This is a genomic window from Marinobacter sp. (genome assembly GCF_040882185.1).
Lineage (GTDB): Bacteria > Pseudomonadota > Gammaproteobacteria > Pseudomonadales > Oleiphilaceae > Marinobacter.
Window position 1 is genome coordinate 24,379 of record NZ_JBBEBW010000005.1, and the last position, 19,223, is coordinate 43,601.

At 56.0% G+C, this 19,223-nt stretch carries 15 protein-coding genes and 1 tRNA gene; 9 read left to right on the top strand and 7 right to left on the bottom strand.

Annotated features, from left to right (window positions below; all coding sequences use genetic code 11):
- Positions 1-40: 40 nt before the first annotated feature.
- The 5 genes from WEB64_RS04620 to WEB64_RS04640 all read right to left on the bottom strand — a co-directional run bounded on the left by WEB64_RS04620 (position 41) and on the right by WEB64_RS04640 (position 8,174).
- On the bottom strand, positions 41-2,236 hold the full coding sequence (locus tag WEB64_RS04620; protein WP_368057515.1) for an FAD-dependent oxidoreductase: 2,196 nt from the start codon (positions 2,234-2,236) through the stop codon (positions 41-43).
- Positions 2,237-2,427: 191 nt separating this feature from the next.
- Positions 2,428-3,033 carry a hypothetical protein gene (locus WEB64_RS04625; RefSeq protein ID WP_368057517.1) on the bottom strand — a complete coding sequence of 202 codons (606 nt, stop codon included), beginning with the start codon at positions 3,031-3,033 and terminating at the stop codon, positions 2,428-2,430.
- Positions 3,023-4,417, bottom strand: coding sequence for a hypothetical protein (locus WEB64_RS04630; RefSeq protein ID WP_368057519.1), 1,395 nt, complete (start codon positions 4,415-4,417; stop codon positions 3,023-3,025). Before WEB64_RS04630 ends, WEB64_RS04625 begins: the two co-directional genes overlap by 11 nt.
- Positions 4,414-7,365, bottom strand: a complete 2,952-nt coding sequence (locus WEB64_RS04635; RefSeq protein WP_368057521.1) for a hypothetical protein — start codon at positions 7,363-7,365, stop codon at positions 4,414-4,416. Before WEB64_RS04635 ends, WEB64_RS04630 begins: the two co-directional genes overlap by 4 nt.
- Positions 7,362-8,174 (bottom strand): hypothetical protein, encoded by an 813-nt coding sequence (locus WEB64_RS04640; protein WP_368057523.1) that lies wholly within the window; start codon positions 8,172-8,174, stop codon positions 7,362-7,364. Before WEB64_RS04640 ends, WEB64_RS04635 begins: the two co-directional genes overlap by 4 nt.
- Before the next feature lie 362 nt (positions 8,175-8,536).
- Here WEB64_RS04640 and WEB64_RS04645 point away from each other — a divergent pair, with 362 nt between their 5' ends.
- From WEB64_RS04645 to WEB64_RS04660, 4 genes are all read left to right on the top strand, one after another.
- Complete coding sequence (locus tag WEB64_RS04645) at positions 8,537-9,559, top strand: amino acid ABC transporter substrate-binding protein (protein ID WP_368057525.1); 1,023 nt, start codon at positions 8,537-8,539, stop codon at positions 9,557-9,559.
- A gap of 89 nt (positions 9,560-9,648) precedes the next feature.
- Complete coding sequence (locus WEB64_RS04650; protein ID WP_368057527.1) at positions 9,649-10,836, top strand: amino acid ABC transporter permease; 1,188 nt, start codon at positions 9,649-9,651, stop codon at positions 10,834-10,836.
- A complete protein-coding gene (locus WEB64_RS04655; protein WP_368057529.1) occupies positions 10,836-11,921 on the top strand; it encodes an amino acid ABC transporter permease in 1,086 nt (361 codons plus the stop codon). Before WEB64_RS04650 ends, WEB64_RS04655 begins: the two co-directional genes overlap by 1 nt.
- A 12-nt stretch (positions 11,922-11,933) precedes the next feature.
- On the top strand, positions 11,934-12,743 hold the full coding sequence (locus tag WEB64_RS04660) for an amino acid ABC transporter ATP-binding protein (RefSeq protein WP_368057531.1): 810 nt from the start codon (positions 11,934-11,936) through the stop codon (positions 12,741-12,743).
- A gap of 111 nt (positions 12,744-12,854) precedes the next feature.
- Here the strand turns inward: WEB64_RS04660 and WEB64_RS04665 are convergent, their stop codons facing one another.
- On the bottom strand, positions 12,855-13,478 hold the full coding sequence (locus WEB64_RS04665; protein ID WP_368057533.1) for a YbhB/YbcL family Raf kinase inhibitor-like protein: 624 nt from the start codon (positions 13,476-13,478) through the stop codon (positions 12,855-12,857).
- A 249-nt stretch (positions 13,479-13,727) separates the two neighbouring features.
- Between WEB64_RS04665 and WEB64_RS04670 the strand changes: the two genes are divergently transcribed.
- Both WEB64_RS04670 and WEB64_RS04675 read left to right on the top strand, forming a co-directional pair.
- A complete protein-coding gene (locus WEB64_RS04670; RefSeq protein WP_368057535.1) occupies positions 13,728-15,038 on the top strand; it encodes an NAD(P)/FAD-dependent oxidoreductase in 1,311 nt (436 codons plus the stop codon).
- 124 nt (positions 15,039-15,162) lie between these two features.
- Positions 15,163-16,062, top strand: a complete 900-nt coding sequence (locus WEB64_RS04675) for a sterol desaturase family protein (RefSeq protein ID WP_368057537.1) — start codon at positions 15,163-15,165, stop codon at positions 16,060-16,062.
- Positions 16,063-16,088: 26 nt separating this feature from the next.
- On the opposite strand, the gene WEB64_RS04680 is transcribed toward WEB64_RS04675, so the two are convergent.
- Positions 16,089-16,162, bottom strand: a tRNA-Gly gene (locus tag WEB64_RS04680).
- A gap of 139 nt (positions 16,163-16,301) precedes the next feature.
- On the opposite strand from WEB64_RS04680, the gene WEB64_RS04685 reads away from it, so the two are divergent.
- From WEB64_RS04685 to WEB64_RS04695, 3 genes are all read left to right on the top strand, one after another.
- Entirely contained in the window at positions 16,302-18,026 is a 1,725-nt protein-coding gene (locus WEB64_RS04685) for a potassium/proton antiporter (protein WP_368057539.1), read from the top strand.
- Positions 18,027-18,187: 161 nt separating this feature from the next.
- Positions 18,188-18,682, top strand: a complete 495-nt coding sequence (locus WEB64_RS04690; RefSeq protein ID WP_368057727.1) for a murein L,D-transpeptidase family protein — start codon at positions 18,188-18,190, stop codon at positions 18,680-18,682.
- Positions 18,683-18,921: 239 nt separating this feature from the next.
- A complete protein-coding gene (locus WEB64_RS04695; protein ID WP_368057541.1) occupies positions 18,922-19,203 on the top strand; it encodes an Lpp/OprI family alanine-zipper lipoprotein in 282 nt (93 codons plus the stop codon).
- Positions 19,204-19,223 lie beyond the last annotated feature (20 nt).

Consider the following 19,223-nt stretch of genomic DNA (forward strand, 5'->3'; position numbering starts at 1 on the left):
TTACTCCGTTGTGTTCTGGGTGTATCAAAACTGATCGCTATCACCGGCGTTGTTCTGCAATTTCAGCTTTCTGAGTGCGGCCTTTACCCCGCCGGCGCCAGCCGTGGAGCTTCTCCAGTAACTTCAGGATGCCCTGGGGGGCATGAGCCCGCTTCCATTCCCCAGCGGCGTATTTGGCCGACTCGTTCCAGGTCGGATAGGGGTGAATCGTTCCCAGAATCTTGTTCATACCCAGGCCGTGCTTCATCGCCAGGGTGAACTCTGCCAGTATCTCGCCAGCGTGAGATCCCACCACCACCGCCCCAAGAATTTTGTCCTTGCCCGGGGGCGTTAACACTTTGATAAAGCCCTGGTTTTCGCTTTCCGTAATAGCCCGGTCCAGGTCATCCAGACCGTAACGGGTGACCTCATACGACACGCCTTTGGCTTTCGCTTCGGCCTCACTCAGCCCAACCCGCGCTACTTCCGGCGAGGTAAACGTGACCCAGGGCATGACCCGATAATCCACCTTGAAGCGCTTGAACTGCCCGAATAGCCCGTTCACCGCTGCGTACCAGGCCTGGTGGGCCGCTGCGTGGGTGAACTGATACGGCCCGGCCACATCGCCGCAGGCAAAAATATTGGGGTACCTGACGCTGAGGTCGTCTTCGACCATCAAGGTACCGTTTCGTTCCGGCTCAATGCCTAATACGTCCAATCCCAGGCCCTGAGTGTTGCCACTGCGGCCGACGGCAACCAGCACCTGGTCGAAAGCAATACGCACGCGTTCTCCTTTATGCTCACAGTAAACGACCTTCTCGCCATCCTCAGTGCTGAATTCCGCGGCCTTATGATCAAGCCGTACATCGATACCCTCACGCTGGAATTGCTCGAGCACCAGAGCCGATACCTCGTCGTCCTCTTTCGCGAGCAGCCGGTCGAACATTTCCACCTGGGTTACCTTCGAGCCCAGCCGCGCGAAAGCCTCGGCCAGTTCGGAGCCAATCGGGCCGCCCCCCAGAATCAGTAACCGTTCCGGCTGCTGCTCCAGCGACCACAGGTTCTCCGAGGTCAGCGGTTCCATATCCGCCAGGCCAGGGATCGGCGGCACCGCAGGTTTACCACCGGTGGCGATGACGATACTTCTGGCCGTCAACCGCTGGGTAGTGCCGTCGTTGCCCTGCACCTCAAGCTCCCACGGTGAGATGAAACGAGCCTCCCCAAAGAGGCAATCAACCCCCAGTTTGCGATAACGCTCTGGCGAATCATGAGGCTCGATTTCTGCAATGATGCGTTTGACCCGGCCCATGATGGTTGCGAAGGAACCCTTGACCGGAACCGACTCCAATCCATACCGATCGGCATGGCGCAATGTGTCGGCCGCCTTTGCCGACCGGATCAGCGCTTTGGATGGCACGCAACCGGTATTAAGGCAGTCGCCGCCCATCTTGTGCTTTTCGATCAGCGCGACTTTGGCTTTTACCGCCGCCGCAATATAGGCCGACACCAGCCCGGCGGAGCCACCGCCGATCACCAACAGGTTGTAGTCAAACGAATCCGGCTTATCGAAGCCCTTATAGACTTTGCGACGCCGGAGAAAGCCCACTACAAACTTGGCGATCAGTGGGAACAGACCCAGCAGGACGAACGACAACAGCAAACCCGGAGAGGCGATATCACCCACGGAGTCGATCTGAGCCAGTTGGGTGCCCGCGTTCACATAGACGAAGGTTCCCGGCAGCATCGCAGCCCAGCTCACCGCCATATACGTCAGCAGTTTCATGCTGGTCAGGCCCATGGTGAGGTTGATCAGAAAGAACGGAAATACCGGCACCAGACGCAGGGTGGCGAGGTAGAAGGCGCCATCTTTCTCAATACCTTTGTCCATGCGGGCAACCGTTTCGCCGTAGCGGCGTCTCAGGGTGTCCCGGAGCAGGAAGCGGGCCACCAGAAATGCCAGCGATGCACCCAGTGTAGAGGCCACTGACACTGCCATCAGGCCATAGATATTGCCAAAAAATGCGCCGCCAGCCAGGGTCATGATGGTGGCGCCCGGCAGAGACAGGGCGGTGACCGCCACATAGATCAGTACGAAACCGAGGATAGCAGTCGTGGTGTTGTTGTTGATCCATTGGCTGAGATCTGCCTGGTGACGCTGAAGATTTTCAAGCGTCAGCAGACCAGGGCCATCAAACGCTATAAAAACGCCAACCAGAACAGCAATGAGCGCAACGATGACCAGTTTTTTGTGATTCATTAATTCACCTGAACGGATGAGTTTGTCGACCAGTGCATGATAGACACATGACACGCCGGAAGGTTACAGGCCAGAGGCAAACTTTATGAAATCGTGACAAAAGCCCTTTCGGGCTTTGTACGATGGCGAGACAAATAAAGAGGCAAATAAAGTTGTATCGGATGAAAAGTAACTGAAGTCAATCACGAAAGTCAGCGGCTTTCGTATTCCTGCACCAGTGATCGCAGGAAGTACATGCCAGCGGAGCTCAGGAAATAGCGGCTGGCCCCGGACTTGAACAGGAAGTTCCGACTTAGCAAGTAGTCCAGCGCGCCCTGCAGACCTTTCTCCAGCCGCGCGGCGCGAAGAATATCCTGATATTCCTCATCTGCACCGATGGCGTTGAGATCGTCCTCTTTCAGACCGGCATCCGCACGGCCCAGGTACTCCAGATCCCGCCCGGTACGGGCGAAATAGCGCCCAATGATCAGCAGAATCACCTGCACCCGGAAGGCATTTTCATCGTGTTCTTCACTCTCATCGTCGGTGTCCTCACGAATGTAGAAGAACGCACCCTGCTCGCTGAAGACCAGCTCAAATCCAAGATGCTCATACAACCGGCGAAAGTGACTGAGGTGGTTATAGACCAGATTGTACAAACGGTTGTCTTCCAGTTCCGCCCGGTGTGAATTGTAGGATTCCCGGAGGATAACCCGGCCCGCCACCAGTTCCCGATAGAGGGCGGCAGAATCCCGTGGCAGGATACCTTCAAAGCCGTTGCGTTCTTCCCCGATCTTCGGGTGCGCGTCATTCTGCATGCTGTAGCCTGCGTTTGCGGTAAATATATTGCTCGTCGTTATCTGGCCCCAACTGGCGGAAGCGGTTCGTGGTTACCAGAGTCAGGGGAGCGAGATCGGCATGGGAGAGGCGGTTCATCGCCGCCAGCAAGTCCGGGAAGCGGTAACCGCTGATAAAGCCCTCGAGACGTCCATGCAGCTCCAGCACCAGATCCGTCGTCGGCCGCAGCTCCAGGGAGTCGACCCAGCGGAACAGCGTCTCCACCCGCTGTATGTCCATGGCTGTACCCTTGGTCTGGGCCGCCAGTTCCGGCAACATCGGCGCTTCGTGCTGCCGTTTCAGATCATTCAGCCGTAGAGTGAGTTCTGAGAACAGCAAGTGATAATAGCTCTCCGACTGGCCAAAGGCGTATTGCCTGGGCCGCCAATGCCCCTTGAGGCCTGACAACCAGGCCGTGCTGCGGACAAATTCGCGGCCGTCGAGGCGGGTTTTGCGCAGGTCCTGAGTGCGGGTTTCCTCCAACAGATCGCGCAGGTGCTGAAAGTGATGCTCCATGGCGTTGTACTGGACCATTCCGACACGGGTTTTTCGCAGGAAGTGGTCTACCTCGACCGCGACTTTCTGGATCGGCCGGTGCATGGCGTTCAGGCTCAGGGCGGCCCGAAATATCTGGTCCGCCGTGATTTGTTGGTCGTTACGCTCGAGCAGTTCCCGAATGCCCTGCAGGGTGCCAAACAGGTTAACACCGTCCGCCAGCCGGGAGTCCGGATTCAGGAACACCAACGTCGGTTTGATGTGACGCTCATACAGAGTGGTGATCTGTTCAAACAGATTCTGGCGAAACTCGCCAAACGCTTCATTGCCGCGGCTGGCCTCACCAGACAAATCCGCCAGTTCGGCGCTGATGGTCTGCATGCGGAAAATATTCTGGCGCAAAACGCCGATCAGTTGGCTGATACGCTCGTTCAGGTCTTCCCGGAGCTCGGTGAAATCCGGGTCGGCCTCATTGAAGGTGCTCTCGGTGAGTCGGTCCCGAACATCCCGCAGGGTCACCAGATAGGACCGCAGTCGGGCGTCGGTCAACTCCTGATAGAGCGACGCGTTACAGGCGCGCATCAATCCCAGCAAGGCATCCTGGAATACCAGGCGACGTTCCCCCGCTACCTTATCAATATCAATCACCATGCCGCTGCGAAACAGATTATCGCTGCTGAACGCCCTACGCAGCCTTTCCTGCTCGGCTTTGCGCAGTCCGCTGGCGTAATCCAGCACGGAGTGGACCAGATCACTTTCCAACACATAGCGGGTGTCACCAGCGTCCATGCGCTCGATCATCCGGAACATTACCTTGGGATGCTCGAACAGGATGCGAGTGGTCTCAAGGGTGCTGAAGCGCTTGCTCATGGGTGCTCGTCTGCCGGCTCGTGCTCATGAGCGTTATCCCAGAGACCGGACTGGGAGTGGTCGAGCCAGTTCTGAGTGCCGTTGCGGGCAAAGCCCTCGGCACCGCCCCAGAACACCAGCGTACGTCGGCTGTCGTAGGGACGGGCGGTTCGCATCTGGCCCACTTCCAGATGTCGGCCGACCTGGTAAATCACTTCCGGGCTGGCGCTGTGCGTAGCGGCGGCAAACAGATTGAAACCCTGGCCCTTGAGGCGCTCCAGCAGCGAAGGCATCTGGCTCACATCCACACTCGCCAACTCATCCAGCACCATCGGGAACGACAGATGCACGCCCGGATACAGCACCCGGCGCAATAGCCTGTGTACCAGTTCAAGGTTGATCAGGGCGGTGGTGGAGGTAGACTGACCCTTGGTATCGAGGCCAGTGCTGTCCTGTTTACGGGTGCGATAGGAGACACCGGTAATGACCTTGTCCATGGTCAGCCGGTAGCCCTGGGACTGGTCACTGAAGAATTCCGCCACAAACACCCGCAGCCGGTCATAGAAAGCATCGGACTGAAGCTGGTCAGAGTAAGGATCAATGCCCTCGGACTCTTCTACCAGATTACGGAATTTCGGATCGGTGTGAATATCCACCCGAATTTCCACCAGGTCGTTGATGGTAACGCCCTCAAGCTCGCTATTGAGCTGGTTCTCAAAACGCCGGATATGCTCGCTGTTGGCCTTCAAAGCCTGCCGGTAACTCGCCACGGTCTCATTGTGGGCGGTGATCTGCCCCCGCAATAACTGCTCCTGTTCGGTCAGTTCCGCAAATACCTGGTCGAGGCGCTGGAAGCTTTCTCTGATCACGGCAGCGATGGGGCTGTCGTGCTGTAGCTGGCCTTCACGATCTTCCAGAATGCCTTCCCGCTCGAAATGCCGGAGGTGATTCAGGATCGATTGCCGCAGCTCTGTGAGCTCGTCCAATTGGCGTGCAATATCGTCCAGCGCTACCACCGTTAGCGCCTCCGGCGGCAGCGCAGCCGTCGCGACCGCCGCAGCGAGTACCGGAATGCGATGCTGCAACGAGCCGACGGATTTATTGAGCTGGATAAACTCGTTCTCCCGCTCGGTGACCCGGCGTAATTCGGCGTCGGCCCTGGCCAGTTTTTCCTGCACCGCTTCCAACCGTTCCCGCTCCAGCGCCAGCGCGCTCTCGGTCTCAGCTTTAACTTTCTCGCAATCACGGATACCGGCTTCGGCATCCTGGCTGTTGATCCGGGCCGCGGGCAGGCGCTCCAGTAGTTCCAGATCCTGCCTGGCGGCGGTCACTTCTTTTTCGGTATCAGCGATTTTTCGGGGACGGTCCAGGGCTTCATTGTCACCGTCGACCAACTCATCAAGACGACGTTGAAGGTCTCGGCGATCCCCAGAACACTTCTGGCGCTGAGACTCAAGATCCTCCTGATGCAATGGCTGGCGTTTGAACTCAGTATCAAACCATTCAAATACTTCAGCGGCGGGCGTAAACAGTTCGGCGAAGGCCTCAATGGTCGCGGTAGTTTTCGCGTCCAACGCCTGGCCCGGGCTCGCCAGTACAAGACGCGAATCCAGCGCCTGCAAAGGCGCCACCATGGATTCGTCCAACTGCCGGTGCAATTGCCACTTCTGACGCTGCTGGCGATCAATTACCTGCTTCAGTTGACGGTCAATCGCGCTGATCTGATCGTTCAGCCGCTGCTTCTGGACCTGGGCCTGAGCGGCGTTCTGCAGGGCCCGCAACTGGGACTCCGATGCGTCCAGCTCTTCGGTGAGAATGCTGCGAATATCCTCCGGGCTCATACCGGCGTAGCGGGCCATCATCAACTCCCCACGGCGCTGGTCGTCCTCAGCCTTGACGAGGCCTCGGTTGTGGGTTTTGAGCTCTCCGTTCAGTTCTTTGAGTTGATCGTCCAGGCCTTTTACCTGCCGCTCGGAATGACGGGCGGTTTCCCGGATGTCTGCCCGGGCGTTGTTTGCCTGCTGGTGGACCTCCCGGGACTGTTCCAATGCCATCGCCAGGCCATCACGGAAGGCGGCAAAATCGCCCTGGCTGTTAGCCATTTCCTGATGGCGTCGGTAGGACTGGCTCAGCTTATCGAATCGGGGCCGCTCCTTTTCGATGCGGGTGAGGCGCTCATCCTGGGATTTCAACTCTTCGTGGCGCAACAGGAACTGGTCGATGTCGAAATCGAAGGCGTCGTCGGCAAATTTCTTGTCCGCCTCGATGATACTGGCGACCGCCTCGGCCATTGCGCGGTCGTCCGCTTTCATCTCGAAAAGTAAAAGGATGAGGGTGCGCAGGGACTGAACCTTGCGCTCATCGCCGTCCGCTAGCGGCAATACCGAATAGCGCACTGCATCCGGCGACATTAGGTCGCTGCTGTAAAGCATGGTCTTGAGTTTGTGGGGATCACTGGTGACCACGACGTTGCGAGACAGCTTTTTGACCGCCTCCGCCACTTTTGTGACCGACAAACCGGAGATCGCATGGCCAATACCATCTTCATCCTGCTCCGCGCTCCAGAACAGCGGGCGAAGATCGTCATAGGTCGCGGGCACAAACATCCGTCCATAACTCAGATCACTGGAGCGGTCCCGGTAGAGAATCTGGCAGTGCACACCGGCGGGGTTTTCTGCTTCCATAATCAAAAAGCTGTACTGGCCCGGAAAGTAATGCTGGTAGCTCTCTTCGTTGGAATAGAAGCTGCCAGCACTGGCATTGCGAAAAGAGAACTTCTTGCGACTGTTGCGGAAATTGCCCTCGGGCAGCAAGAACAGGCGCAGGGAATTCAGCAGGCTGGACTTGCCAAGGTTACCGGTTCCGAGGATGACGGCATGCTCGTCGACCGGAATTTCCACGTAGCAAAAACCTGCGGAATCGACCAGCACCAGGCGCCGTATACGAAATCCAAACTGATCAAGGCTCACTCTGATTCTCCATATAAATCTGCGTGTTCCAGAATCATTTCCTGCTCCATAAAATGGCCAGTCTCGCGAAATGTCTTGGCCAGGTCCTCAAACCCGAGCTGAAGCGCCAGCTCGATGGCCTGAACGGCGCGCTCTGTTGTTTTAGGCTTCATCCTAAACAGACGATGGTGAATCTGCCACTTCGGTGGCTGAACCAAGACGACGCCGTTGCCCAGCCTGTTGCGTAGGGACGAGTATATTCGTAAACCGCCCAGATCATAATCGAACGCACACAAAACCTGGCTGTACTGACCTAACCAACTGACATTCAGCGAACGCACGATACGATTGCCGCCAGCAAGCACGACGTCGGTATTCTCAAGGCTGAACACTTTGCCGAAGCAATGGGAGGCGAAGGCCAGCATTGCCTCCGGCCGCGCAAAGTTCTGCTCGTTTTCTATCAGCAGGACGTTGGGTTTGGCAGCGAAATCCTGCAGTTGTTCGCCTTCCGTCAAAACGATCACCGCAGGGCGGCAGTCAACCAGGGCACTGTGATAGACCAGCACGAAGGAGGTATCGGTCTGATAGCGGTGGGAGTCACCAAGTAAAGTCGCCTCGGCACGGTTCTGGGGAATTACTGAGCCCGCCTCGAGCTGATCCAGTAGCCCGGCTTCGAGACAGGTGACCCGCCAGCGGTTGGCGGCTACTTTTTCAGTGCTGAACAGTCCCTGATGATGCTTCCGGAGAGTCGCAGGGAGGTGCCTGACGAAGCCGTGATAATTGATGGGCTCGCCCCGTCGGATGCTCTGGATGTAATGACTCAGATTCATAAATAGGCTTTATTTGCGGTCGTTGGGCCCATTATCGGCGTACCAGCACAATTATGGCACGGGCCACAATCTACTTAAGTCGTAGATTGTGAGCATTTGTAAATACATCGACTAGTATAAAAGCGAAGTCCTTATGAAAGGCACGCTCTGCCTCTGAGGTTGCGTACACAGACAATGCACCAAATTCCGGCCTGAATGCACGAATCAAGGTCAATTTTGTGAAAAAGGTGCATGAGCTTGAACGGACACTTTCAGAGAGAAAACTTTATTCCAATAATAATCAGTATGTTATGCAGCCTGGCTTACGCCTTGCTAAGACGCAGTGGCTGTGTACCTAACCGAAACTTCGGAGACTTACCATAATGAAGAAACAACTCTCACTCGTCGCTGTCGCGGTAACACTGGCTGGCACCCTGATGACAGGCAATGCACTGGCTGCAACCCTGCAAGATGTTAAATCAAGGGGGCATTTGCAGTGTGGCGTTACCAGCGGTTTACCGGGCTTTTCTCAGCCCGATGAAAAGGGTAATTGGACCGGTATCGACGTCGATACCTGCCGCGCAGTCGCGGCTGCGGTTTTTGGCAGTGCTGAGAAGGTCGAATTCACACCGTTGACAGCAAAAGAACGCTTTACGGCGTTGCAGTCTGGCGAAATCGATGTTCTGTCCCGCAACACTACCTGGACCCTGACCCGCGATGCTTCATTGGGCCTCAACTTCACCGGTACCAACTACTACGACGGCCAGGGCTTTCTGGTTAGAAAAGAACTCGGCGTAGACGACGCAGAACAGCTGGACGGCGCAACCGTCTGTATCCAGGCCGGAACGACCACTGAGTTGAACCTGGCAGACTACTTCCGTACCAAGGGCATGAAATTCAACCCGCTGGTGTTTGATACCTCCGAGCAGACTGTCAGCGGTTTCGCTGCTGGCCGTTGCGACGTTCTGACGTCCGACCGCTCCCAACTGGCGGCCTTGCGCAGCAAACTGGAAGATCCTAGCAGCGCGGTTATCCTGCCAAACATTATTTCCAAGGAACCTCTTGGCCCGGTTGTTCGTCAAGGCGATGACCAATGGTTCAACATTGTCAAATGGGCACTCTTCACTCAAATTAACGCCGAAGAACTGGGTATCACCCAGGATAACGTCTCGGAAATGAAATCTTCCGACAACCCTGAGATTCAGCGTCTGCTGGGTACCACAGGGGATATGGGTGAGAAACTTGGCTTGCCGGCTGACTTTGGCTTCCGGATCATCGAGACCGTTGGTAACTACGGCGAAATGTATGACCGTAACGTTGGACCAGACACCCCGCTTGGGCTCGATCGTGGTCTGAACGCACTGTGGAACGACGGCGGCATCATGTACGCGCCCCCGGTACGTTAACCCGATAGCCACGACATCCCGGCCACAGAGGTGGCCGGGATGTTTGAAGTTCAGTTGCCCCTGATCAAGGGCGTATTCCGGGTTTCTCCATGAACGAATCGAATATGACTCCTGCACGCACGCGTCCCAAACCCTGGAATGACCCCAGGATACGGACGATTGTATTTCAGACCGTCGCCCTCGCGGCTGTCTTCTGGTTTGGCTGGACACTGTTCCAGAACACCCTGAGCAATATGGAAAGCCGCGGTATCAGCACCGGTTTCGGCTTCCTGGATCAGACCTCGGGGTTTGGCATCATCATGAGCCTGATCCCCTACGATTCCACCATGACCTACGGTCGCACCTTCTGGGTGGGTCTGCTCAATACTTTGCTGGTCTCGGCCATGGGTGTTGTGGCTGCAACGATCATAGGCTTTATCGTGGGTGTGGCACGACTCTCCAGTAACTGGCTGATTGCAAAACTGGCGCTGGTGTACGTTGAAACCATCCGCAATATTCCGCTGCTACTGCAAATTTTCTTCTGGTACTTTGCGGTCCTGCAACATCTTCCGAGCCCGCGCCAGAGTATTGATGTAGCTGACATGCTGTTTCTCAGCAACCGCGGCCTCTACTTCCCGACGGCTGTGACAGAACCCGGCTTTGGCTGGGTAATGGCGGCTCTGATCGCCGGTATCGTGGCGACGGTAGTGATTCATCGGTGGGCGAAGAAACGCCAGCTCAAAACCGGCCAGTTATTTCCCGCGTTCCGGGTCGGGCTGGGACTGATCGTCGCGCTGCCCGTGCTGGTGTTTGCTCTGACCGGCGGCCCACTGGTATGGGAAATGCCCTCCCTGACCGGTTTTAACTTTACTGGCGGCGCCTCGATTCTGCCGGAACTGGCAGCGCTCTGGATTGCCTTGTCGCTCTATACTGCGAGCTTCATTGCCGAGATCGTCCGGTCCGGCATTCTGGCCGTCAGTCATGGTCAGACCGAGGCGGCCAGCGCTCTCGGCTTGCGCTCAAACCTGACACTGCGCCTGGTAGTCATTCCCCAGGCCATGCGGGTCATCATTCCGCCGCTGACCAGCCAATACCTTAACCTGGTGAAAAACTCTTCACTGGCGACTGCTATTGGTTATCCGGACCTGGTATCGGTGTTCATGGGGACGACCCTGAACCAGACCGGGCAGGCGGTCGAAGTAGTGGCCATCACCATGGCCGTCTATCTCACCATCAGCCTGATCATTTCTGTTCTTATGAACATCTACAACCGCGCCGTAGCGCTGCAGGAGCGATGATGAGCCTTCCATCGGAATTACCGCCCCGGCAGGAAATCGGCGTGATTGGCTGGGTGCGTAAAAACCTGTTTTCCACCTGGTACAACATCGTTCTGACACTGGTCGCTGCCTATCTGGTGGTTACCAGTGTCGGGCCGCTGCTGAACTGGGTGTTTCTTGAAGCCACCTTCACCGGTGAAACGGCCGCTGATTGCAGTGGCGAGGGCGCTTGCTGGCTGTTCATTGGCCAGCGGCTTAACTTCTTTATCTACGGATTTTACCCCGATGCCCTGCAGTGGCGCGTCGATATCATGTTCGGGTTGTTGGCCGTGGCCTTCGCCCCCCAGTTCATCGAGCGCTTTCCGGGCCGCAAGTGGTTCGGGGTATTCGGGCTGACCGGTCTGCCGCTGATCGGCTACATCCTGATCCCCGGCGGCTGGTTCGGTCTGGAAGAAGTCCAGAGCAGCCGATGGGGCGGCCTGATGCTGACGTTGATTCTGGCCTACGTGGGCATTCTCGCAGCATTGCCCATCGGTACCGTACTGGCGCTTGGCCGTCGTTCGGAGATGCCTATCATCCGTGGTCTTTGCGTGGTTTTCATCGAAGTATGGCGAGCAGTACCGTTGATCACCGTGCTGTTTATGGCTTCAGTAATGCTGCCCCTTTTCCTGCCTGATGGAGTCAACTTTGAAAAGCTGATGCGGGCGTTGATCGGGATCATTCTCTGGCAGTCAGCCTACATGGCAGAAGTGATACGGGGTGGCTTGCAAGCGATACCGAAAGGCCAGTACGAAGCCGCCAGCGCCCTGGGTCTGGGCTACTGGCGCAAAACCGGGCTGGTGGTATTGCCCCAGGCCCTGACAATGGTAATTCCCGGTATCGTGAACACGTTCATTTCGTTGTTCAAGGACACCACACTGGTTCTCATCATTGGCCTGTTTGATATTCTGGGGGCCGTCCAATCAACGATCACTGATCCGGCCTGGCGTAACGTCACCACCGAAGGCTATGTCTTCGTGGCCTTCTGTTTCTGGGTATTCTGCTTCGGCATGTCCCGTTACAGCCAGAACCTTGAACGAAAACTCGACACTGGTCATAAATCCTGACGGGACATCACCATGACTGAACAAACTATTGCACAAACCCCGGAGGACACACGCACCTCCCCGGTACAATCTGCCAAGCATGCTGACAGGACCGTCATCAAGGTCGCGGACATGCACAAATGGTATGGCACCTTTCATGTGCTCAAAGGCCTCAATCTGGATGTGAAGGAAGGCGAACGCATCGTCATCTGCGGGCCTTCGGGCTCGGGTAAATCCACTTTTATCCGTTGCATCAATCGGTTGGAGGAACATCAGCGTGGCCAGATTATCGTCGATAACGTCGAGCTCACCGACGACTTGAAACAGATCGACACGGTGCGCAAGGAAGTCGGCATGGTGTTCCAGCACTTTAATCTGTTTCCCCACCTGACCGTGTTGGAGAACTGCTGTCTGGCGCCACTCTGGGTGCGCAAGGTGCCCAAGCGCGAAGCCGAAGCTAGTGCTATGGAATATCTGGAGCGGGTCAAGATTCCAGAACAGGCAAACAAGTACCCAGGCCAGCTCTCAGGTGGTCAGCAACAGCGGGTTGCCATTGCCCGGGCGCTGTGCATGAAGCCAAAAATCATGCTGTTTGACGAGCCTACATCGGCGCTGGACCCTGAGATGATCAAGGAAGTGCTGGACGTCATGATTGAGTTGGCAGGCAGCGGCATGACCATGATTTGTGTCACCCACGAAATGGGCTTCGCCAAAACCGTAGCGGATCGGGTGATTTTCATGGATGAGGGCGAAATTGTGGAAGTAGCGCCACCGGAGGAGTTCTTCACAAATCCCCAGGAGGCGCGGACCCAGCAGTTCCTGAAGCAGATTTTGCATCACTGATACTGAGGTGCTGGCGATAGCCTTCTTCGCGACTGAAGTCGCTCCTACCAACCCCCAGAATCTAGGGCCCTCTGTAGGAGCGGTTTCAACCGCGATCCTGGCTATCGGCGATCATCTCAGCGCCGGATTCAGGGTATAGGTGCCGGTTACCCGGGCGCTGTCCAGAACATGACCCGACATCGCTTCCCGCACTGCAGCACCATCGAACTCACCGGTAAGTCCCAGTGAGGCAACGTCCAGCGCATGGACTTCGTAATGATAATGATGAATGATTTCATCATTCCAGGGTGGGCAGGGGCCGTCATGGCCGGCATAGGTACCCGCCATGTCCGGATTACCGGCCAGGAACTGGGTGTAATTGTTGACACCGCGGAGTCCGAGCGGTCCTTCACCGTGTGCTTTACCTTTCGGCATTACCCCGTCGCTGTCCTCGCCCTCTGGTATCCGGGTAATATTCGCGGGTATATCCACCAGCAGCCAGTGAAAGAAGTCGACTCTGGGAATGTCTTTGGAAACCGTTTTGCCTTCCTGGTTGACGTCGTCAGCGACGCTCGGCACATCAGGATCGAACATCATGATGACAAAGCTCTTGGTCCCACCTGGAACATCAGACCATTCCATCTCGGGATTACGGTTTGGACCAAAGCACATGTGGTCTTCGGCATTAAACACACCGAATGCGAAGGTCTCCGGAATCGGTTGGTTCTCTGAAATACCTTTTACGCTTAGTTTCACCTCAGGCTCCTTGTTAATGCTTGTGTCTGACATTACGAATTCAGTTCTACCCCGGTTTTAACAGGGACCCTGCGACCTTGTCCAGTCACCCGGTATTGACGCCGAACTCGCATTGTCCAGCTAAAGCCTTCACGTTACGATAGAGACCGGTGGAAAGTTACGACTGTCACGCCAGTGAATGAAGCAAAGAGAGCCAAGGGTTCTGCGTGTCAGAGCGTTTGCCTGTCTTTACTTAATGGGATCGGTGTTATGGAAAACCTGCATCATATTGTAGTTGTTGGTGGCGGAGCCGGAGGCCTGGAACTGGTGACTCGCCTTGGCAACAAGCTCGGTAAGAAAAAGAGGGCCCGGATTACCCTGGTCGACGCGGTACTTACCCACGTCTGGAAACCCCTGTTACATGAAGTGGCCGCAGGCTCACTGGACGCCAGCAGCAACGAAGTCAATTTTCGAGCTCATGCGCTCAAACATCATTTCGAGTTTCAGCTCGGTTCCATGAGTGACCTCGATAGAGAGGCTCAGAAAATCACTCTGGCACCGTTTTACGACAATGACGGTGACGAAGTCGTGCCGGAACGTCATGTCAGCTACGACACACTGGTGATCGCCGTCGGCAGTAACGCCAACGATTTCGGCACGCCCGGGGCCAAAGAACACTGCCTGTTTCTCGACAGCCTGGCCCAGGCACGACGCTTCCACAACCTGATGCTGAACGCCTTTTTACGCAAGAATCACGAAGCCAACCAGGGCGCTTCGCATGAACTGCCGATCACTATTATCGGGGCCGGGGCCACCGGGGTTGAACTGGCTGCTGAGTTGAGACTGGCCTCCAGGGAATTACCCGTCTACGGCATGAACGAATTGCGTCCCGCAGATGTGACGATCCGGGTCATTGAAGCTGCAGACAGAATACTGCCAGCGCTGCCTACCCGCCTGTCGACCGCCGCACTGAAAGAGCTCGAACACCAGAACGTTCAGGTTCTGACCGGCCAGCCAGTCAGCGAAATCAAACCCCAAAGCGTCATCATGAAAGACGGAACCGAGCTGCCCTCTGACATGACCATCTGGGCGGCTGGCATTAAAGCGCCAGCTTTCCTCCATGAGATCGGTGACCTTGAAACCAACTGGGGTAATCAACTCGTAGTGAACCAGACGTTGCAGACTACCCGCGATGAAAACGTCTTCGCCTTCGGCGATTGCGCAGCGTGCCCCCAGCCGGACTCGGACAAATCGGTGCCACCCCGGGCCCAGGCGGCTCACCAACAGGCCGACACACTGTTCAAAACCCTGGTCAACAGGTTGGAAAACAAGGAACTTGTGGCATTTGTCTATAACGATCACGGCTCCCTGATCAACTTCAGTCGGTATACCACTGTAGGCAACCTGATGGGCAACCTGTCTGGTCGCAGCATGTATATCGAAGGCAAGGTCGCCAGATTGTTCTACGTCTCCCTGTACCGCATGCACCAGGTAGCGTTACATGGCTTTCTCAGGACCGGGGTGATCTGGCTGATGGACCTCATTAGTCGGGCCATGCATCCCCGGTTGAAATTGCACTGACCGGAGAGGGTGACGTGAGGTAAAAAGTGGCGTGATTCGTCAAAGAATTGGTCGGGATCGGTCAATCCAAATGGCCACAACGAATGCGATACTGGTTGCCATCAGCCTGTTCTGAGAGCAAACCATGACGCCAACGCCACTGACTGACCTGTTGGGCTTTAACCCGCATCTGATAACCCTGGCACTCGCCCCGGCATTCTTTCTGGCCATAGCGGGTGAATTCTGGCACTTGCGCAAAAAGGCCCACAGCCCGTCCGCGAGCTACACATGGGCAGACACCCTAAGCAACATGACGCTCGCTGGCCTCTACCAGGCCAGCGACGTGCTGGCGGCCCTGCTGACGATCCTGGTCTACAACGCCTTTTTTGACATCCGCTTGCTGGATATTCCCTTCAATGCCTGGAGCGTGGCGTTGCTGTTTGTGGTGCAGGACTTTTTTTACTACTGGTTTCATCGGGCGCACCACCGCATCCGGTTTTTCTGGTGCTCCCACGTGGTGCACCACTCCTCTGAAAAGCTCAATCTCTCAACCGCCTTCCGCCAGAGTATTACCTACCCCATTACCGGTATGTGGCTGTTCTGGTTACCCATCGTATTGATCGGGTTTCCACCGGAAACCGTGATTTTTGCCGTCGGAATCAGCCTGGCCTACCAGTTCTTCATTCACACCCAGACGGTAGGTAAGTTGGGACCGCTGGAGTGGATTTTAAATACGCCATCCCACCATCGCGCCCACCATGGCCGCAACGGCGAATACATTGATCGTAACTATGGTGGCATCCTGATCGTGTGGGACCGCCTATTCGGCACCTTCGTGGAAGAGCAGGCAGCCCCGGTTTACGGCATCCCCGCCCAGATATACAGCCACAACCCCCTGACGCTCAATTTTCACGAGTGGAAAGCGATGTTGCGGGACGTTGTGCAGCCGGGATTAACATTATGGCAACGAAGCCGGTTGATGTTCGGGCCGCCGGAGGCTGCCTTCAGTGGCAGCGAAAAAAAGATGCAGCCGTCAGAAAAGTAATTTTAGTTGGAGAGAGTTCTTATCAATGGAGCGGGTGATGGGAATCGAACCCACGTATGCAGCTTGGGAAGCTGCCGTTCTACCATTGAACTACACCCGCTGATCTTCGCCCGCCCACTATAGGCCTGCTCTGATTTTCCCACAAGCGGGCTCGCCGCTTTTTCGTATTGGGTTACACTTGACGTGACGTCCTGCCTAATCAAGATGTTATGCTTGGCTTATCGTAAAGCGGAGCCTCCATGCCCACTACTGTCATCCTCCTCGGTGCCCTGATGCTCGTGATGAGCATCATGCTGAGCCCTCTTTCGAGTCGGCTGGGTATGCCTGTGCTGCTGATTTTCCTCGTGGTTGGCATGGTGATGGGCGAAGACGGCGCTGGCGGCATCCGGTTTGATGACTTCGAACTCGCCTTCCTGATCGCTAACCTGGCGCTGGCGGTCATTCTGCTTGATGGCGGCATGAGGACCCGGGTGGAAACCTTCCGGGTTGGCCTCAAGCCCGCATTGATGCTCGCCACGGTTGGTGTATTGGTGACGGCCCTGCTGGGTGGCCTGACGGCTTATCTACTCTTCGACCTGCACTGGCTGACGGCGCTGCTCATCGGCGCAATCATTTCCTCTACTGACGCGGCGGCGGTGTTTTCGCTGCTTCAGGGCCATGGCCTCCACCTGAATGAACGGGTCAGCGCTACCCTGGAAATCGAATCGGGCAGTAACGATCCGATGGCGATCTTCCTGACCCTGATGCTGCTGATGATGATTGAGAGTCAGGGCCAGGGATCGCTATGGAGCAGCTTGCTGATGCTGGTCATGCAGTTCGGTATCGGTACTGCGGTCGGGATCGCCGGTGGGCTTTTGGTTGTGGAGATCGCGAACCGCATGCGGCTGACGCCTTCGCTGTACCCTCTGCTGGTGGTCGCAGCAGGTATGACTATTTTTGCGGGCACCAACGAATTGGGCGGTAGCGGATTTCTCGCAATCTATCTCGCCGGTGTGGTGGTGGGCAATCGCCCGGTTCGGATGATGCCCATGATTCTACAGGTTCATGACGGTCTCGCCTGGCTGGCACAGCTCTGTCTGTTCCTGATGCTGGGGTTGCTGGTGAGCCCCAACGAGCTGCTCCCGCTGGCAGGCGGTGGTCTGATACTCGCGCTGGTGCTGATTTTTGTCGCCCGCCCCCTGGCGGTATTGATGACGCTATGGCCGTTCGGGTTTAACCGCCGTGAGCTTGCCTTCATAAGCTGGGTGGGCCTGCGGGGCGCCGTCCCGATCGTGTTGGCATTGTTTCCTATCATTGCGGAGCTGCCTGAAGCACGCCAGATTTTCCATTTTGCCTTTTTTATCGTCCTCGTCTCGCTGATCGTACAGGGTATGACCCTGGCCCCCATGGCACGCAAGCTGAAACTGGAAGTGCCAGCGAATAATGAGCCCTACCGGCGACTGCCGCTGGATGTAGCTGCTGCAGGTGATCATGAGCTCATGCTGTTTCCCTTGCGGGGACAACAATGGCAGGAAGCCCGCCCCCTCGGACAATTGATCCTGCCGGAAAATACCGCTATTGCCGGGGTGTTCCGGGATCGTACCTGCCATCGTCCCGCGCCCGATTTTCTGGTATCCACCGGGGATGTGGTGGCGGTCTTTGCAACGCCCAAGGTATTACTGGATCTCGGCAAGGCGCTGACTGGCCGACACACACCAAAGCACCTTGCTGAGCGGGCATTTTTCGGCGACTTTGTGCTCAATGGCGATGCGTTATTAGGAGATGTCGAGCAGGTCTATGGTATCGAGTTTGATGAGCTACCACCGGAACTGTCCCTGGCCGAATGCTTTGCTCGGCGCACCAAGGGCCACCCGGTGGTGGGTGACAAGGTGGTGCTGGGCCCCGTAACCTTGGTGGCGCGGGCAACCGAGGCAGATCAGGTGACCAAGGTAGGACTCAAAATGGCGGACGAAAAAAAGCACTGACATTCTGGCGAGCAATTTCACGTGCCGACAACATCAGTAACACACTGCCGGTTCGCGTAATCCTCCAGCTATGCTATAACCTCACGTAAACTATGATTAACCATTGGTAAGTTATGCTTTATAAACTTCATTCTTTAGTCTTAGTGCCCAGCCTTTCGCTGATGCTCATGAGCCTGTTCATTTTCCCGGCAAAGGCATCAGAGATGCCTGTCCGGGCAATGGATGAAATGCCCATGGTCAGTCAGGTGCTTGTGCGCAAAGAAGAACGCCGGCTTTATCTGATGTCCGGTGAAGAGATTGTACGCAGCTACCGTATCGGGCTGGGCGACAACCCTACCGGGCACAAACTCTTTGAAGGCGATGAACGCACGCCGGAAGGCAAATATACTCTGGACTGGCGCAACCCCGAGAGCGACTTCTACAAGTCCATTCACGTGTCCTACCCCAACCACCAGGACCGCGAGTTGGCCCAGGCATGGGGCCTGGATCCCGGTGGAAGCATCATGATTCACGGGCTTCCCAATGATGCCGGCGAATGGGCTTTTGCCTTTGTAGGGCTGGACTGGACCGACGGTTGTATTGCCGTGAGTAACGAAGAAATGGACGAAATCTGGCAACTGGTAAGCGACGGTACACCGATTCACATTCTGCCCTGAGGTCGTCGTCAAACCTTATAGATTTACGATGCGACAGATGAATCCAATCCGGGTTCCCTTACGTTTATGTAATCAGCTACGAAGTTTTACGTATCCATAGTTAACATTTTCTTTCATTGTGTTTTACACTGTCTAACGATTCCGATGGCGTTTGCTTATCGGACGCTTGTTGACAGGATGTTGGCACCAAAAGACTTCTGCATCACAGGAAGTAAAACGACTAATAAGGGGATTTGAACATGCGTAAGTTGACAATCGCAGGGTTTGCACTGGCTACAGCACTGACTGCAGGCTGTGCTTCTACCGACCAAGGCGGTATGGATGACGCTTCTGCTACAGCTGATTCTGCAGCGCAAACTGCCGATAACGCTATGAGCACCGCTGACACTGCCCAGAGCCGTGCCAACGCTGCCATGCAAAAAGCAGAAGAAGCTCTGGCCGCAGCTAAATCTGCCCAGAGATCTGCTGACGAAGCAAACGAGCGCGCACGTCGCATGCTTGAGCGTTCAAGCCAGAAGTAATCTGGTTTGAAACTGAAAAA

Excerpts from the sequence above, each read along its gene's own strand:
- WEB64_RS04640 (WP_368057523.1), bottom strand. The coding sequence starts at position 8,174 with ATGAATCTGAGTCATTACATCCAGAGCATCCGACGGGGCGAGCCCATC.
- WEB64_RS04630 (WP_368057519.1), bottom strand. The coding sequence starts at position 4,417 with ATGAGCAAGCGCTTCAGCACCCTTGAGACCACTCGCATCCTGTTCGAG.
- WEB64_RS04685 (WP_368057539.1), top strand. The coding sequence starts at position 16,302 with ATGCCCACTACTGTCATCCTCCTCGGTGCCCTGATGCTCGTGATGAGC.
- WEB64_RS04655 (WP_368057529.1), top strand. The coding sequence starts at position 10,836 with ATGAGCCTTCCATCGGAATTACCGCCCCGGCAGGAAATCGGCGTGATT.
- WEB64_RS04660 (WP_368057531.1), top strand. The coding sequence starts at position 11,934 with ATGACTGAACAAACTATTGCACAAACCCCGGAGGACACACGCACCTCC.
- WEB64_RS04695 (WP_368057541.1), top strand. The coding sequence starts at position 18,922 with ATGCGTAAGTTGACAATCGCAGGGTTTGCACTGGCTACAGCACTGACT.
- WEB64_RS04690 (WP_368057727.1), top strand. The coding sequence starts at position 18,188 with ATGCTCATGAGCCTGTTCATTTTCCCGGCAAAGGCATCAGAGATGCCT.
- WEB64_RS04670 (WP_368057535.1), top strand. The coding sequence starts at position 13,728 with ATGGAAAACCTGCATCATATTGTAGTTGTTGGTGGCGGAGCCGGAGGC.
- WEB64_RS04675 (WP_368057537.1), top strand. The coding sequence starts at position 15,163 with ATGACGCCAACGCCACTGACTGACCTGTTGGGCTTTAACCCGCATCTG.
- WEB64_RS04625 (WP_368057517.1), bottom strand. The coding sequence starts at position 3,033 with ATGCAGAATGACGCGCACCCGAAGATCGGGGAAGAACGCAACGGCTTT.
- WEB64_RS04650 (WP_368057527.1), top strand. The coding sequence starts at position 9,649 with ATGAACGAATCGAATATGACTCCTGCACGCACGCGTCCCAAACCCTGG.
- WEB64_RS04620 (WP_368057515.1), bottom strand. The coding sequence starts at position 2,236 with ATGAATCACAAAAAACTGGTCATCGTTGCGCTCATTGCTGTTCTGGTT.
- WEB64_RS04645 (WP_368057525.1), top strand. The coding sequence starts at position 8,537 with ATGAAGAAACAACTCTCACTCGTCGCTGTCGCGGTAACACTGGCTGGC.